The 16,414-nt window shown below is 73.2% G+C and carries 10 protein-coding genes; 4 read left to right on the top strand and 6 right to left on the bottom strand.

Features of this window, described 5'->3' with window-relative positions:
* The 4 genes from OG310_RS08865 to eccE form a co-directional block, all read right to left on the bottom strand.
* Positions 1-1,917: an ABC transporter substrate-binding protein gene (locus OG310_RS08865; RefSeq protein ID WP_329455334.1), complete on the bottom strand. Its 1,917-nt coding sequence runs from the start codon at positions 1,915-1,917 to the stop codon at positions 1-3.
* Positions 1,918-2,140: 223 nt separating this feature from the next.
* Entirely contained in the window at positions 2,141-4,993 is a 2,853-nt protein-coding gene (locus tag OG310_RS08860; RefSeq protein ID WP_329455333.1) for an SCO5717 family growth-regulating ATPase, read from the bottom strand.
* A gap of 581 nt (positions 4,994-5,574) precedes the next feature.
* Positions 5,575-6,255 (bottom strand): hypothetical protein, encoded by a 681-nt coding sequence (locus tag OG310_RS08855; RefSeq protein WP_329460085.1) that lies wholly within the window; start codon positions 6,253-6,255, stop codon positions 5,575-5,577.
* Between the two features lie 308 nt (positions 6,256-6,563).
* A complete protein-coding gene (eccE, locus tag OG310_RS08850) occupies positions 6,564-7,841 on the bottom strand; it encodes a type VII secretion protein EccE (protein ID WP_329455332.1) in 1,278 nt (425 codons plus the stop codon).
* 328 nt (positions 7,842-8,169) lie between these two features.
* Between eccE and eccB the strand changes: the two genes are divergently transcribed.
* The 4 genes from eccB to OG310_RS08830 all read left to right on the top strand — a co-directional run bounded on the left by eccB (position 8,170) and on the right by OG310_RS08830 (position 11,876).
* Complete coding sequence (gene eccB, locus OG310_RS08845) at positions 8,170-9,711, top strand: type VII secretion protein EccB (RefSeq protein ID WP_329455331.1); 1,542 nt, start codon at positions 8,170-8,172, stop codon at positions 9,709-9,711.
* 11 nt (positions 9,712-9,722) lie between these two features.
* A complete protein-coding gene (gene mycP / locus OG310_RS08840; RefSeq protein ID WP_329455330.1) occupies positions 9,723-11,000 on the top strand; it encodes a type VII secretion-associated serine protease mycosin in 1,278 nt (425 codons plus the stop codon).
* Between the two features lie 158 nt (positions 11,001-11,158).
* On the top strand, positions 11,159-11,497 hold the full coding sequence (locus OG310_RS08835) for a WXG100 family type VII secretion target (RefSeq protein ID WP_329455329.1): 339 nt from the start codon (positions 11,159-11,161) through the stop codon (positions 11,495-11,497).
* An 82-nt stretch (positions 11,498-11,579) separates the two neighbouring features.
* Positions 11,580-11,876, top strand: a complete 297-nt coding sequence (locus tag OG310_RS08830) for a WXG100 family type VII secretion target (protein WP_329455328.1) — start codon at positions 11,580-11,582, stop codon at positions 11,874-11,876.
* 150 nt (positions 11,877-12,026) lie between these two features.
* Here OG310_RS08830 and OG310_RS08825 read toward each other — a convergent pair whose 3' ends face one another.
* Both OG310_RS08825 and eccCa read right to left on the bottom strand, forming a co-directional pair.
* Complete coding sequence (locus tag OG310_RS08825; protein ID WP_329455327.1) at positions 12,027-12,305, bottom strand: DUF397 domain-containing protein; 279 nt, start codon at positions 12,303-12,305, stop codon at positions 12,027-12,029.
* Between the two features lie 149 nt (positions 12,306-12,454).
* On the bottom strand, positions 12,455-16,399 hold the full coding sequence (eccCa, locus tag OG310_RS08820) for a type VII secretion protein EccCa (RefSeq protein ID WP_329455326.1): 3,945 nt from the start codon (positions 16,397-16,399) through the stop codon (positions 12,455-12,457).
* Positions 16,400-16,414: the final 15 nt, after the last annotated feature.

Below are 16,414 nucleotides of genomic sequence, written 5' to 3'. Positions count from 1 at the left end.
CTACTCCCGATCGTCGGCGGTCGCCCGGCGGCGCAGCACGTACAGCACGACGAGGCCCGCCGCCACCAGTGCGGCGGCCGCGAGGCCGAGGGCCACGTCGCGGGACACGGAGGAGCCGCCGGTCCTGCCCGCACCGGCGGCGGGCGCCGCGGACCACCAGCTCCAGTAGCCGTCCTGGCCCCAGATGTTGCCCGCCTTCGAAGGCATCGTCTCGATCGACGCGATCTGGTCGGTCCTGTACGCCTCCATGGCGTTCGGATAGGCCATCACGTTCATGTATCCGGTGTCGTAGAGCCGCGACTCCATCCGCTTGACCAGCGTCGCCCGTGCCGCCGGGTCGTACTCGGTGGACTGGCGCGCGTACAGCCGGTCGTAGGACCTGTCACAGATGAAGTCGTCGGTGGCGCCGCTCGCGTTCCGCGTCGCGGGCAGCGCGCCACAGGTGTGGATGGACAGCACGTAGTCCGGGTCGGGACTGACGGACCAGCCGTCGAACGCGAGGTCGTAGTCGCCGGCCAGCCACGGGTCCCCGACGTTGTCCAGGCACTCGACCTTCAGCCCGATCCCGAGTTTCGCCCACCACTCCTGGAGGTACTGGCTGACGGCCTTGTCGTTGGGGTCGGTGGCGTGGCACAGGATGCGGAAGTCCAGCGGCCGGCCGTCCTTGCCGAGCCGCCGCCCGTGGCGGTCGGTCCTGTACCCGGCCCGCTCCAGGTCCGCCGCGGCCCGCGCCGGGTCGTAGGCGACGCGCTGCCGCGCCGACGGCTGCCAGAAGTACGAGCCGAAGCGCGGTGGCAGGTAGCCGCTGCCGGCGGCGGCGTGGCCCTCGAACACGCTCCTCACAAGCCGTCCCGTGTCCACGGACGCGAACAGCGCCCTGCGCACGGCCGGGTCGAGCAGCGCCGGGTTGCCGTCGCCGAGCCTTTGTCCGTTCCTGGCGCGCGCGCCGGGGTTGGTGGCGAGGGCGTAGAAACGGTTCCCCGGCGCGTCGTTGACCTTGATGTCCTTGGCGTGTTCGAGGGCCGAGGTCTGCGCCGGGGTCAGATTGGAGACGAACGAGACCTCACCCTTGCGGAGCGCGGCCACGGCGGCGTCGCCGTCCTTGTAGTACTTCAGGTCCAGCTCGTCGAACTTCGGCGCGCCCCGCCAGAACGTCCTGTTCGGCTTGAGCTTCACGTACTGGTCGACCTTGTAGTCCGTCACGACGAACGGCCCGTTGCCGACGATGGGGAACGTCGTGTCGTTGTTGAAGGCCGCGAAGTCCTTGACCTTGTCCCAGACGTGCTCCGGCACGATCGGCACGTCCAGCGCCGTCATGTTCGCCTGCGGCTCCTTCAGCCGGACGACCAGGGTCGTCGGATCGGGCGCGGTGACCTTCGCGAACCCGGCGGTGAAGCTGCCGTTGGCCGTCGCCGCGTCGGGGTCGGTCATCATCTTGCGGAAGGTCCACGCCGCGTCCTCGGCCGTGGCCCGGACACCGTCCGACCACATCGAGTTCCGCCGGATTGTGTACGTCCAGGTGAGCTTGTCAGGGGACGACTTCCAGGCGGTGGCGAAGCCCGGAACGGCGTGCCCGTCCTTCGGGTCGTAGTTCGTCAGGTACTCGTACGCCAGCCGGTGGATGGTGCTCGACACGAGCGACTGCGCGAGGAACGGGCTCAGCGAGTCGACGCTCTGCCGGACCGCGACGGTCAGGACCTTCTTGCCGCCCCGCGGCGCCTGCCCACCGGACGCGGCGCCCCGGTGCCCCGCGATCTCGGCCGCGTGGGCACGCTGCGGCCTCGAGGGGAGCGGGCCGTACGCGAGGACCCCCGCGGCCGTCACGAGTGTGGCGGCGAGCAGGGCGGCCGTCGGCACACGGGTCCGCGGGCGCGGCAGGGCCGGCCGCGCGCGGTGCGGGAGAACAGGTCGAGCCATGGCCGGTGACCTCGCGTCATCACTCGCTCGGTGTGGGGGCAGCAGGAGTGCGGCGGGGCGCTCGGCCCCGTCGGTCGGTGAGGGGAGGTGTATCAGCGTGATGACGCAACGTCAACGACCGGTGACGCGGTGCGGCCGGTGGGTCGGTGGGAACACGCCGAGGGCCCGCACCGTGAAGACGGTGCGGGCCCTTGGTTCCTGACGGCTCCGGCGGGTCGGGCGGCTAGCGGGCGGGCGGCTGCGGGGGCTGCTGAGCGGGCCATCCGGGCGGCGGTACGGTGCCGTCCTGGTCGGGCCCGCCCGGCTGCGCGGGCCCGCCCTCCTGCCCCGCCGGCGGGGGCCCGGCCGGTGCGCCCTGCTGCGCCGGGAACCCCGGCGGCGGTCCCCAGCCGGGCTGCTGGACCGGAGCGCCCTGCTGGGGCTGGGGCTGGGGCTGCGGGGGATAGCCGTAGGGCACCTGCCCGTACGGGGCGCCGTACGCCGAGACCTGGCCCGGCGCGTGGCCGCCCGGCGGGAACTGCCCCGGTGCCTGCTGCGGCCCGCCGTACTGCGGCGGAGCGCCGGCTCCCGGGGCGTACGTCCCGCCCGGTGCCTGCTGCTGACCGGGCATCGGCTGGCCGGGCGCGACCTGGCCAGGCAGCGGCGGCGCCAGTTGCGGCGGCGGGTTGTTGCCCTCCGCCATCCAGAGCCCCTGCTGCTGCTGGGCGCGCAGGAAGTCCTCCGCGACGAGAGCCGAGAGGTTGAAGTACGCCTCGCGTGTCTTCGGGCGCATCATGTCGAGGTCCACTTCGGCGCCCGCCGCGAGGTGTTCGTCGAACGGGACGACGACGACGCCCCGGCAGCGCGTCTCGAAGTGCTGCACGATGTCCTCGACCTTGATCATCTTGCCGGTCTCGCGCACTCCGGAGATCACCGTGAGAGAGCGCTGCACCAGATCCGCGTACCCGTGCGCGGACAGCCAGTCGAGCGTCGTGGACGCGCTGCTGGCGCCGTCGACGGACGGCGTGGAGACGATGATCAACTGGTCGGCGAGGTCGAGCACCCCGCGCATCGCGCTGTACAGCAGGCCCGTGCCCGAGTCCGTGAGGATGATCGGGTACTGCTTGCCCAGGACGTCGATCGCCCGCCGGTAGTCCTCGTCGTTGAAGGTGGTGGAGACGGCCGGGTCCACGTCGTTGGCGATGATCTCCAGGCCGGAGGGGGCCTGCGAGGTGAACCGCCGGATGTCCATGTAGCTGTTCAGGTACGGGATCGCCTGGACCAGGTCGCGGATCGTGGCCCCCGTCTCACGCCGCACCCGGCGGCCGAGGGTGCCGGCGTCGGGGTTGGCGTCGATCGCCAGGATCTTGTCCTGCCGCTCGGTGGCCAGGGTGGAGCCGAGCGCGGTGGTGGTCGTCGTCTTGCCCACACCGCCCTTGAGGCTGATGACGGCGATCCGGTAGCAGGACAGGACGGGCGTCCTGATCAGTTCGAGCTTGCGCATCCGGTCGGCCTCGGAGGCCTTGCCGCCGAGCTTGAACCGGGACGCCGCCGGGTTGCGGTTGCTCTTGGGCTTCTGCTTGCTGTTGCGCAGCAGCCGGTCGGACGACAACTCGACGGCAGCCGTGTACCCGAGCGGCGCGCCCGGCACCGAACGCTCCCGGTGGTCGTGTGCCACGGGCGACGGCCAGCCGGCCCCGGCGCGCGGGTCGGCCGGCGGCGGCCCCTGCGCGCCGGCGCCCTGCGGGTACCCCGGCTGCTGCTGGGGCGGCATCGGCTGGGCGGCCGGCTGCTGGGGCCCGGCCTGCTGGACGGCCGGTGGCGGCGGTACGGGCGCCCCCGGCATGCCCGGTGCGCCGGGCTGTCCTGGCTGGGGGAAGCCGTACCCGCCGGGCGCCGGGGGACCCCCGGGTCCGGTCGGCTGCGGGAAGCCGTAACCGCCCGGCTGCTGGGGCACGTTCGCGGGAGCGCCCGGCACGGGGTACCCGTACCCGCCGCCCTGCGGTGGCTGCCACGGCGCCTGCGGGGCGGGTGCCTGCGGGGCGGCCGGTACGGGCGGCTGACCGGGACCCTCCGGTGCCGACGGGCCCGCGGGCCACGCGGGAGCGGCGGCCGGTGCGGCGGGCTGGAAGGCGGGCGGCAGCGGCGGCAGGGCGCCGCCCTGCGTGGCCGGGGGTGCGGCGGGCCGAGGGGCCCACGGATCGGCGGGCGGCGCGACCGGGTACGCGGCGGGTGGGGTGTCACGAGGCTCGTCGGCGGGCGCGGCCTGGGTTCCCGGTCCCTGGGCGTACGGTTCGGCGGGTACGCCGGGCGCGGCGCCCGCGTCCGGAGCCGTCGGGATCTGTCCGGAGCCGGCGTCCGTGCCCACGCCCGTGACGGGTGTGGCGGGCGCGAAGGGCTCACCGGAGCCCGTTCCCGGGCCGGAGTCGCCGCCGGAGCCGGCCGTCGCCGCCGGGCCGTCCGCCGCCGCGTCAGGAGCGGGGCCCTCGGGGTGGTCGGAGCCGCCGGGGCTGTGGGGGACGGCCTGCTCGCCGGTTCCGTTCGCCGGCGCGGCGGGGCCGGCCGCGTCGCCGTCGGCCGGTGAACCGTCCGTCGCGGCCTGCTGCTCGGCCAGTTCCCGCTTCAACGCGGCAGGGGAGAAGCGCATGGTGGCGCCGCTCTCCACCTCTCCGCCGCCGAACGGTGCCGGCACGCCCTGGGCAGGCGTACCGGGAGGTGCGGCGGGCGGTGCGGCAGGGGGCGCCGCCGGCGCGGGGGCGGCACCGGGGTGCTCAGGACCGGGCGCGGCCGACCAGTCGGCGGGCAGCGGCGCTGCGCCGCCCGGCTCGAAGCCGCTTCCCGCCGGCAGCCCCGGCACGGCGACCGGCGTGCCGGACGGCGGCGGGGGAGTGGGGTCGGCACCCGGGGCGGTACCCGGCCCGGCGACGGGCGCGGGCGCGCCACCGCCCGGCGCGTCCCCCGACGCACTCTGCGTGTACCAGGCCGGCGGGGTGTAGTCGATGGTGAACTCACCCGTCAGCTCGGGCTCCGCGTCGGACTGATCGTCCGCGGGCGGCACGCTCCAGCCGCCGCGGAACTCGTCCCGATCGCCGTTCACTTTGCCTCCTGGTGTGGTCGAGCACCCTTGTGCCGTCATGGGTCGGGGCGACGGATGTCCTGGCCTGTGTCCGGTTCGCCCGGCTCTCCCCCCCCGGTGGCGCGACCGGCCTGCCCGCAGGATCCCGTCGCGCCCCCACCCACCCTAATCTTCGTGGGCCCACATGTGGCAGGGCAGTCCTCCGCCCGACCCCCGACCCGTTACGTCACGGTGTGCGCCCAAGTGGACACCCTGCTGCGGCGGGTGAGAACGGGAGGGGGTCAAATCCGTATATCGGTCGCTTCGATCAGGGCCCGGACGGGCAGACAGAAGCCCCGCACGGGACATTTCGCGCGGGAGAGTTCCACAGAAAAGGCTCCACAGAAAAGGCACACGGACCGAGCCGGGCTCCGGGACAGGGAGGTAGCCGGCTGGGCCGGTCCCTCGATGGAGGGGTGTTCCGGCGAGCTCGCGCGACAGCGCGACAACGGCAGACCGCCACAGCGGCCCAGCGATCCGGACACAGAACGGCCGCGTCCTTGAGCCGTCAGTCCACGCGGCGGTGGCCCGGCCCCCGGCCGTCAGCGGCCCGGCCCCGGCCGTCAGTCCATCCGGCGGGCCGTGCCCAGCAGTCCGGTCTCCGCGTCCGTCGCCTGCGTCATCACGAACTGCCGGTCCCGCTCGGTGCACCAGAGCGTGACCCCGTCGGCCAGTGTCGTCAGCGCCGTCGTCTCCGCCTGCGGCAGCCCCATGATCCGGCTGATCCGGGCGCCCTCGTCCGGCGACACCCGCTGCACCCCGACGAGCCCCGACCTTCGCATCAGGCGCGGCGCGACCGGACTCAGGTACGGCAGCAGGGTGATGACCGACTGCCAGGGCCCCGAGACGACACGGCCGCGCGGGGGCCGCATACCGCAGTCCCGCACGACGACGACGGGGCTGCCCGCCGAGGCGCCCTGTGGCGGGATCCGCCCCACGTCGTGCAGCGTGATGCACGGCTGGCCGCCGCCCGCCGCCTGCGCGAGCGCGGTCCACACCTGGGTGCGGCCCGTCTCCACGGCGACCCGGGCACCGGTGGCGGCGGCCCGCAGGGCCAGTACCTGAGCCGTCCACAGGCCGCCGATGAGTGTCACGTCGTACGGCGTCGCCCGGTTGATGCCGAGGACCGCCGGTGAGCCGTTCGCGTCGATGCCGATGACCACGCCGTCGTCACCGACGGGCAGCGCGAGCGACTGAAGCTGGTCGAGTGAGAGCGCGTGGCGCTCCCTGCGCGGTCCGATCAGCCCGAAGCCGGTCCGCGGCCTGCCGCCTGTCGCGGCCCGCGCGCCGGCGCGGGAGCGGCCGGCACCCGTCCGGGCCGGCCGGCCCCGGGCGGCCGACGCGTACTGGCCCGGCACCCCGGCCTGCGGCACCGGCTGCGTTCCCTGGGCGCCGGCGGGCGGGACCGGGCGCCCCAGCACCTCCGGCTGCCGCGGCGGGTCGGCCGGTGCCTGGGCCGACCCGGCCACGGACTTGTACGGGCCGGTCGCTCCCGGCTGCCCGGCGTACGGCCCCGGCTGCCCCGGGTTCGCGGGCGGAGTGGGTACGGACATCAGCGCGTACCTCCCAGCGGAAGCGTGGCGAGCATGCCGGGGACCTGTTCCCGGTCGAGTCGCACCAGTGAGGTGCGCACGCCGCGTGCCGTGCGTTCCAGTTCGTGCCGCGCGGCCACCAGTTCCTCGTCGCTGCGACCGGTGATGCGAACATGGCCCGTGAGCGTGACGCCCTGGCGTTCGCCGCGGCCCAGGCAGAGACTGAACGTCGTGGCGAGCGCGGGCACGGAGGTCAGCAGCGCCACCAGATGCGGCATGGACGCACCGCCCTCGCCGATCTCGGGCCAGCGGCCGACCCAGTACGTCGTGTGCCTGCGGTCGTCGCAGCGCCAGGTACGGGATGTCTCCTCGGTGCGCCTGCTCTGGGCACCGGACCTGCCCGCCTGGGCGATGGCCAGCGGGCTCGCACAGGTCGAGGTGGCGACGGCGGCCGTCAGTTCCTCCTCCGTCAGCACCGTCGCCAGGAACCCGGCGCCCGCCAGTCGGCTCGCCAGTTGGTCCGCCGCGCGCACCACGCACTTCTGGGCGCCCACCAGGCCGCCGCCGCGCGCGGCCACCGCCTCCGGGCACAGTTCCGGGTCGAGCTTCAGCGCGATCCAGGTGATCCGCAGGGCCGGCGAGCCCGTCTGCGCCTGGAGCGGCCCGTAGTTGCGGGCGGCCATCGACTGCTGCGGCAGGTGCGGCGCGGGCGCCGGCTGCGTGTGCTGCACGACCTGCGCCGACTCCAGCCGGATCCCGTCGAAGTCCAGTACGTCACGCAGCAGCGTGATCGGCAGCGGGCGCACCCCGCGGCCCGCGCGCAGCGCCGTACCGTCCGACTCGATCTGCACCACGGCCGTCAGGAACGTCCCGTCGCCGATCATCCCGACGGGTCGCCGGTCCCGGTCGCTGAACGAGCAGGTGCGCAGGGCCGGATCGCACTCCACGGCGGGCGCGAGGCCCGGCTCCGTGTCCTGCGGGATGGTCAGCGACGCCGCCCTGCGGGTACGGGCACGCAGGGCCATGGCCGTGCTCAGCCACTCGGGCAGTGACCGGCGGTGCCTGCGCACCACCGCGAGCAGCACCAGGAGCGCCGCGACCACACCGGCAGGCAGCAGCATCAGAGTGCTGATGACCCAGCCCACCAGCATGACGGCGGCGGCCAGTTCGAACAGGACGATCTGCTGCATCCGCAGCGGGCCGAAGTGTCCGGGCCGCGCGGCGGGCCGCGTGGGCGCGGGAGCGGGCGGAGCGGGCAGCGCCGCCGTGGCAGGCGGCAACTGTGTTGCGGAAGCCATGATGGTGAATCCCCCGAATCGTCCCGATCGGCCTGCTGCGGCCGGGCCTTGACGGCCGGATCACCCTATCGGGCCCGGCGCCGTCACCGGCCAACAGGCATCGTAGGGGCCCTGGCGCGGACCGTCCCCCCGCGCGCGGGCCGTTACGGACCGACGCGACGGGCCCGGGCGCACACGAGGCGTCCCCACCGACGCCGCCCCCTACGGACGGGTTGCCGCAACTGGGTACTATCGGGGGCCGGTCCGACACCGGGCGGGGCACGGGGGACACGCGCCGGCCGCTCCGCCACGGGGGCCGTACCGTGACTTCTTTCACCGATGGGGACTCATGGCATCACGGCGGGACGAGCTCAACGCGTACACCTTCGCGAAGAAGCGCACAGTGGCCTCATTCCTGCAACCCTCGCCCACGGGGACCGAGGAGGGCGCGCCCCGGCCCATGCGCGCGGTGCTGCCGAGCCTGGTCATGGGGGCGCTCGTCCTCGCCGGGTTCGGCGCGCTCGGCATGTTCAAGCCGACCGCGCCCAAGGGCTGGGACAAGGCGGACGCCAGCGTCATCGTCGGCAAGCAGTCGACGACCCGGTACGTGGTGCTGAGCACCGGCACGGGCAAGAGCAAGCAGACGCTGCTCCACCCCGTGCTCAACCTGGCCTCGGCCCGGCTGCTGCTGGCTCCCGACCAGTTCTCCGTCATCCAGGTCGACGACAAGATCCTCGACGCGGGCAAGCCGCCGCGGGGCGCGATGCTCGGCATCCCGTACGCCCCGGACCGGCTGCCCAGCGACAGCGAGGCGGGCGCGCCCAAGCGGTGGGCCGTGTGCGAGCAGCCCGGCAGCAGCGGCAGCGTGCAGAAGGCCGCCTTCGTCCTCGCGCAGCGCGACTTCCACCGCACCGAGGGCCCGGACCGGCTGACCGGCGGGCAGGCCCTCTACGTGAAGGGGCAGGACGGCTCCCGTTACCTCGTCGCCGCCGACGGCACCAAGTACCCGCTGAAGGGGCAGCAGGACGACGACCTCACCCGGGCGCTCATCGGCGCGAACCGCGATCCGGAGCCCGTCACGGACGACTGGCTCGCCACCCTGCACACCGGGACGCCCGTCGACTTCCCGGTGCTCCCGGGCACGGTCGGCTCCGACGCGCACCTGGGCGGTGGCCTGACACCCCAGCAGGACCGGGTCGGCATGGTACTCAGCGCTCAGACCGGCGCGGGACCGCAGCAGTACGTCGTCCTGCCCGGCAAGGTCGCACCTGTCAGCGACTTCACCGCCTGGCTCCTCGTCAACTCCCCGGGCAGCCACCCCCTCGCCATGCACGGCGAGACGACGAGCGTGGACCTCGGATCCATCAGCCCCGAGTCCACGTTCTTCGGCGAGGAGAACCACTGGCCCAAGGAGCGGGCACGGCAGGTCAACGCGGTGCGGGGCACCGGCGCCCGCGACACCGTGTGCAGTGTCCTGCGCGCGACCGGCAGCTCGGGCAGCACCACCCTGTCGACGTGGGCGGGCACCTCGTACCCCGCGCAGATCACCGACGACGGCGGCACCAGCACCTATGTGACACCGGGCAGCGGCCTGCTCTACAACGAGACGCAGGGCAGCCAGTCGAAGGCGGGCGGCTCGATGTTCCTCGTCACCGACACCGGCCTCAGGTACGCGGTGCAGAGCAACGGTGACAGCGACTCCCAGCGTTCCGACATCGGCGCGGGCGACGACCAGAAGACCCAGGACGGCCGTCCGCAGCCGAGTCAGGCGCAGATACGGCTGGGCTACGAGAAGGTGACCCCGGTCCCGGTGCCGCTGGCCTGGTCGGGGTTCCTGTCGAAGGGTCCCCGACTCGACACCAACAGCGCGCGCCAGCCGCAGGGTTCGTGAGGGGACAGCCGATGACGCACCGGCCGACGACGCACCCGCACCCCCTGCGGCTGACCAGAGCGGCGCTCCTGGCCTCGGCCGCCGCCCTCGCGGCGCTCGCCGCGCTGCCGCCCGCCGCGTCGGCCGCGCCGCGCCCGGCGGCTCCCGCGGCGGCCACCGCGCTGGACGGCAGCGGCGAGTGCACCTTCCCGATGAAGAAGCAGATCGCGGGCACGCCCTGGCCGCTGCAGCGGCTCCTGCTCGACGAGCTGTGGAAGACCACCCGGGGCAAGGGGGTGCGCGTCGCTGTCATAGACACTGGCGTCGACACCGCGAACCCGCAGCTCAAGAGCGCGGTGGACGCCAAGGCGGGGAAGGACTACCTCGGCAAGACCCGCGGCACCACGGACACCGTCGGCCACGGCACCAAGGTGGCCGGGATCATCGCGGCCCGGCCGCGCTCCGGCACCGGCTTCGTGGGCCTCGCGCCCGAGGCGACGATCATCCCGATCCGGCAGAACGACGAGAAGAACAGCGGCAAGTCGGACACCATGGCCCAGGCCATCCGGTACGCCGTCGGGCAGCACGCGGGCGTCATCAACATCTCGCAGGACACGGCGGAACCCCTCGGCCCGGACTCCAAGCTCGCCCAGGCCGTCCGGTTCGCCCTCGACCACCAGGTCGTGGTGGTCGCCTCGGCGGGCAACGACGGCACGGACGGACAGGCACGCGACACCTACCCGGCGGCGTTCCCCGGGGTGCTCGCGGTCGCCGCGTCCGACCGGGACAACGAGCGTGCCGCCTTCTCGCAGCCCGGTGGGTTCGTCGGGGTCGCCGCGCCCGGTGTGGACATCGTCTCCACCGTGCCGGGCAACGGCCAGTGCCTCGACAACGGGACCAGCTTCTCCGCCCCGTACGTCGCCGGTGTGGCGGCGCTGCTGCGCGGCGAGCATCCGAAATGGACGGCCCAGGAGGTCGTCGCCCAGATCGAGCAGACCGCGGAACGCAGCGTCAACGGCCACGACGACTTCGTCGGTTGGGGTGTCGTCGATCCGGTCGCCGCGGTCAGCGGCGACGGCGCGCCGGTCGAGTCGCCGCGCCCCGACCCCGGGCCCCCGAAGCCCCCGGCGCCGCAGCCCGCGCGGCTCACGCTGTCGGAGACGCCCGAGGAGCGCGGCCGCCGCTACGCGACGTACACCCTGGGTATCGGGGTGGTGCTCGTCGCCGTCGTCGGCGGCACCGCCGTCATCCTGCGCGACAGCCGCAAGAAGGCCGCGGGCCGTGCGGGCGGGGGCCGGGGCCGCGTGTAGCGAGCGTGTACCGGTCGTGCGCTTTCCGGTTGGAACACCCGTGGCGAATGGCTAGAGTTGCTGTGGGGCCGTGCGTGCGCGGCCCCGGCAACGGGGGCGGCACCGAGCACTTTCCCGCCCGTAGTGGCACGCAGTCGGACCAGGGAGAAGAGGGCAGGATGTCGCAGGACCTGAACGTAACCGCGGACGACCAGACCGATCTGGCCGGTCGCATCCAGAACTTCCACGATGAGCTCCAGCGTCGCATCACCTCGCTGAACGCGGTCATCGACCGGATCCAGGGCGGCTGGAAGGGCGCGGCGAGCCAGGCGTACGACACCGCGCAGAAGGACCTCAACGCGCGGCTGCGCGCGATGCGCGTCGACCTCATCGAGCTTGAGCAGATCATGCGGATGAGCGCTCACGGCTTCACCAACGAAGAGCAGGAGCGCATCAAGACGTTCCGGCAGATGGACGACACGGTGTCGGGGCAGAGCGCGATCCTGGGCATGGCCTGAGCCTGCCCGGCCCGTCGCAATCCCCACCGCGCACCGTCCGGACCATCACTTTGCCGCGGTACCCGGCATCGAGGAGCGAGACATGACCACAGCAGTCAACTACGACACCGTCACCACGGCCGCGAGCGACGTCCGTCGCACGGCCAGTGAGCTCACGAGCGAACTCACCGACCTGATGGGCCGCGTGAAGCGCGTCGCCGAGAACTGGGACGGCCAGGCGAAGGACGCCTACCACGACCGGCAGGCCGACCTGACCGCGCAGATGGACGGCATGAACCAGGACCTGGCCCGGATCGCCTCCCTGCTCGACGCGGCCGTCGTGGGCTACCAGGACACGGACCGCGGCAACGCGGCCCGGTTCCGCATGTCCATGGGCTGACCGGCAGGTCCCGCCGGGCCCCGCGGGGACCGGCCGGGACCCTCGCCACAGCATCCGGAAGGGGGGTGCCCACCAGGTGGTGGGCACCCCCCTTCCGCTGCGACGTCGCGGCCGGCGCGCGCCGTGTGCCGCGGGCCGTGTGCCGGCGGGCTAGGCCTCGGCCCCGGCGGCCGGCGGCTGCTGCGCGTCGAGGTCGAACTCCCCGTCGCGCGCGCCGAGTACGAACGCGTCCCACTCCGCCTTGGTGTACCTGAGCACGGTCGTGTGGTCCTTCGACGACCGCATCGCCACCGCGCCCTCGGGCAGGTACGCGATCTCGACGCGCTCCTCGTCGCCCTCCGTGCCGGGTGCTCCGAGCCACTCGGCCCCGGAGATGTCCAGGGCGTAGAGCTCCTCCTTGACGCGTTGCTTGTCCACTGCGTCGGCCATCGGCGTCGTTCCTCCCGGCGGTGTCTTCACTGCGGTGCGGGAACCAGCCTACTGGCGGGGTGAACGGTCCCGCGGCCGAATGCCGCAGGCCGCGACGGTCCGGGCCGGCGGCCGGCAGCGGGCGCCGGCCCCACCGGTCCCGGACGCGCTCACCGGTCCGGCAGCCAGCCTGCCTGCACCAGGGGCGTGCCCCGCCTGCGGGAGACGAACGTGCCCCGCCCCGGCGGCATCCGGCGCGCCCTGACATGGCCGAGGATGTCGCCCTCGCCCGGGTCGCCCGACAACACCAGCCCCTGCGCGCCGAGTTCCTTCACCCGCTGCATGAACGGCTCGAAGCTGGAGCGGGACGCGCCCGCCGCGTTGCGCGCGATGATGAACCGCACACCGACGTCCCGCGCGAAGGGAAGGTTGTCGACGAGGCGGGTCATCGGGTTGCTGGAACCCGCCGCCACCAGCTCGTAGTCGTCGACGATCACGAACAGCTGCGGGCCCGACCACCAGCTGCGGTCCCGCAGTTGCTGCGGTGTGATGTCGGGCTTCGGCGCGCGCTTGCCCATCACCGTGGCGATCGCGTCCATGTGCACGTCCATCGCGGACGCCATCGGCGCGTACTCCAGCAGGTGGCTCTCCGGCACCGCCTCCAGCAGGGAGCGCCGGTAGTCGCCCACCACGATCCGTGCCTGCTCCGGTGTGTAGCGCTCCGCGATCTGCTTCGCCATGAGCCGCAGCAGCGCCGTCTTGCCCGACTCGCTCTCACCGAAGACGACGAAGAACGGGTCGGTCTCGAAGTCGACGAACACCGGCTCCAGATTGGTCTCGTCGATGCCGATCGCGATGCCCTGCTGCGGGAACTCGAAGCCCTTCGGGAGCTGTTCGGCCGGCAGCTTGCGCGGCAGCAGTCGCACCGGCGGTGCCTTCGGGCCGCTCCAGTGGCCGCGTACGGACGCGACGAACGCCTCCGTGCCCTCCGAGAGGTCCGCGGCACTGCTCACCCCGTCCATCCGCGGCAGTGCGCTCATGAAGTGCAGCTTCTGCGGGACCTGGCCACGGCCCGGTACGCCCGGCGGCACGTTCGCCGCGACCTTGCGGTCGAACTCCGAGTCCATCACGTCACCGAGGCGCAGTTCGAGACGGCCCAGCATCTGGTCCTTCAGCGCCGAGCGGACCTCCATGTACCGGGCCGCCGTGATCACGATGTGCACGCCGTACCCGAGCCCGCGTGCCGCGATGTCCGCGATCACCGGCTCCAGCATGTCGTACTCGTTCTTGAAGCCGCCCCACCCGTCGATGACGAGGAAGACGTCGCCCCAGCTCTCGCTCCGGAAGTCGCCCGCCGCCCGCCTGCGCCGGTAGGTGCCGATCGAGTCGACGCCCTGCGAACGGAACATCTCCTCGCGCCGGTTGAGCACACCGAGCACCTCGGCCACGGTGCGCCGCACCCGTTCGGGGTCGAGCCGTGAGGCGATCCCGCCGACATGCGGCAGGTCGGCCAGCGACGAGAGGCCGCCACCACCGAAGTCGAGCCCGTAGAACTGCACTTCCTCCGGTGTGTGGGTGAGCGCGAAGGACGCCACCAGCGTCCGCATCAGGGTGGACTTGCCGGACTGCGGGCCGCCCACCACCAGCATGTGGCCGGCCGCGCCGGAGAAGTCCCGGTACAGCACCTCCCGCCGCTGCTCGAAGGGCTTGTCGATCAGGCCGAGCGGCACGGTGAGCCCGCCGGGACGCGTGTAGTCGACCGCCGTCAGGCCGCGCTGCTCGGTGGGCGCGATGCCCGGCAGCAGGTAGTCGAGGGTCGGCGCCTGGTCGAGCGGCGGCAGCCACACCTGGTGCGCCGGTACGCCCTGCCCGTCGAGGCGGCGCACGATCACGTCGAGGACGGTGTCCGCGAGCGCGTCGTCCCGCTCGGAACGCTCGGGCGCCCGCGCCGGGCCCGCGTACACCACGGGGACCGGTACCGCCGTGAACAGCGTGGGCCGCCGGTCGAGCGGCAGCTGCCCCACGGCCACGTCCGGCCCGGCCGTGCGGTAGGTGCCCGAGACGTAGGCGGCCTTGAAGCGCGTCATGACGTCCGTACCGAACTTCAGATACCCGGAGCCCGGCACCGCCGGCAGGTGGTACGCGTCCGGCACACCGAGCGCCGTGCGCGACTCGGCCGCGGAGAACGTCCGCAGGCCCACCCGGTAGGAGAGGTACGTGTCGAGTCCGCGCAGCTTGCCCTCCTCCAGACGCTGCGACGCGAGCAGCAGGTGCACGCCCAGGGAACGGCCGATCCGGCCGATCTGGATGAACATGTCGATGAAGTCGGGCTTCGCCGTGAGGAGTTCGGAGAACTCGTCGATGACGAGCACCAGGGACGCCAGGGGTTCCAGCGCGGCGCCCGCCGCCCGCGCCTTCTCGTAGTCGTGCATGTTCGCGTAGTTGCCCGCCGAGCGCAGCAGCTCCTGCCGCCGCTGCAACTCGCCGCGGATCGCGTCACCCATGCGGTCCACGAGGGTCAGGTCGTCCGCCAGGTTGGTGATGACGGCCGCCACGTGCGGCATCTGCGACATGCCCGCGAACGTCGCACCGCCCTTGAAGTCGGCGAGCACGAAGTTGAGGGTCTCCGACGAGTGCGTCACCGCGAGCCCGAGCACCAGGGTGCGCAGCAGCTCCGACTTGCCCGAGCCCGTCGCGCCCACGCACAGCCCGTGCGGGCCCATGCCCTCCTGCGCGGCCTCCTTGAGGTCGAGCATCACCGGCTGGCCGTCCTCGCCCACTCCGATCGGCACGCGCAGCCGCTCCGCGATCGAGCGGGGACGCCAGGTGCGGGCGACGTCGACGGCGCCCGCGTCGCCCAGTTTCAGCAGGTCCGTGAAGTCGAGGTTCGCCAGCAGCGGTTCGTCCTCGTCGCCGCCGCCCGTGCGCATCGGCGCCAGCTGCCGTGCCAGCGCCTCGGCCGCCGGCAGCGAGATGCCGTCAGGCAGCCCCTCGTACGCCATGCCGCCACCCGACTCCAGCCGCAGCCGCCCCGGTTGGACGACGACGGACAGACCGCCGCGCATCTCGTCCAGGTCGCCGTGCACCACCTCGACGATGGTCACGCCCTGCACACCCTCGGCCGCCGCGAACAGCGAGTCGGGCGGCACCATCCCACCGTCGAGGACGACCACCACATGCGGCTGGTCCAGCACCGGCTGGGTGTCCCGGCCGAACCGGGGCCGCCCGTCGAGGCGCGAGCGCAGCAACTGCTCGATCTCGCCCAGGTCGTCACCGAACAACCGCTTCGTACCGGCACCGTCGAGCTGCCCCGGCACCTGCGTGTGCGGCAGCCACTTGGTCCAGTCCCACCGCGGCACCGCCTGCGGCGCCGCCACCACCGCGACCATCAGGTCCTCCGGCGAGTGCAGTGTCACCAGCTGTGCCACCAGCGCACGCGCCGCCGACTGCGCGGACTCCGGATCACCCGACACCGTCACGTGGTAGAACGCCCGCATCGACACCGCCATCGGCAGTGCGTCCAGCGAACCGTGCACCGCGAGGAAACGCTGCATCGCACCGGCCGTCAGCGGCTCCAGCTCGTCCACCGGCGCGGTGTCCGGCGCGACCAGCGGTGTGGCGAGCTGCTGCGCTCCCAGCCCGATCCGCGCCTGGCCGAAGTCCGCGTCTCCCACGCGCCGTTCCCACAGCCGGGAGCCCTCCGCGACCACGGTCCACAGCTGTTCGGGCGCCGGGTGCAGGAACAACTGCGCGTCGCGCTGGGAGCGCGCGGTCCTGCGGACCGTACGCCGGGACTGGGAGAGGTACTTGAGGTAGTCCCGCCGCACATCGGACATCTGCCCCTGCGTGCCGCGGCGGAAGCGGAAGATCTGCGCGATCACCATGCCGACCGTCGACACCAGCATCAGCACACCCATGATGCGCATGAACGGAGCGGCCTGCGGGGAGAAGAAGAACACCACCGACGAGCCCATGCCGAGGACCGGCAGGACCTGCATCAGCATGCCCTCCTGCTGCCCCCGCGGAAGCTCCGGAGGTGCCTCAAGGGTCAGTGGTTCCGTGGGCACTTCCGGCGGAAGGGACCGCGGTGGTCGTTTGACGACGATCTGGCTCACCGGCGCACCAATTCC

Origin of the sequence: Streptomyces sp. NBC_01497, assembly GCF_036250695.1 — a bacterium.
GTDB lineage: Bacteria > Actinomycetota > Actinomycetes > Streptomycetales > Streptomycetaceae > Streptomyces.
This window is presented reverse-complemented; position numbering and strand designations above follow the sequence as displayed.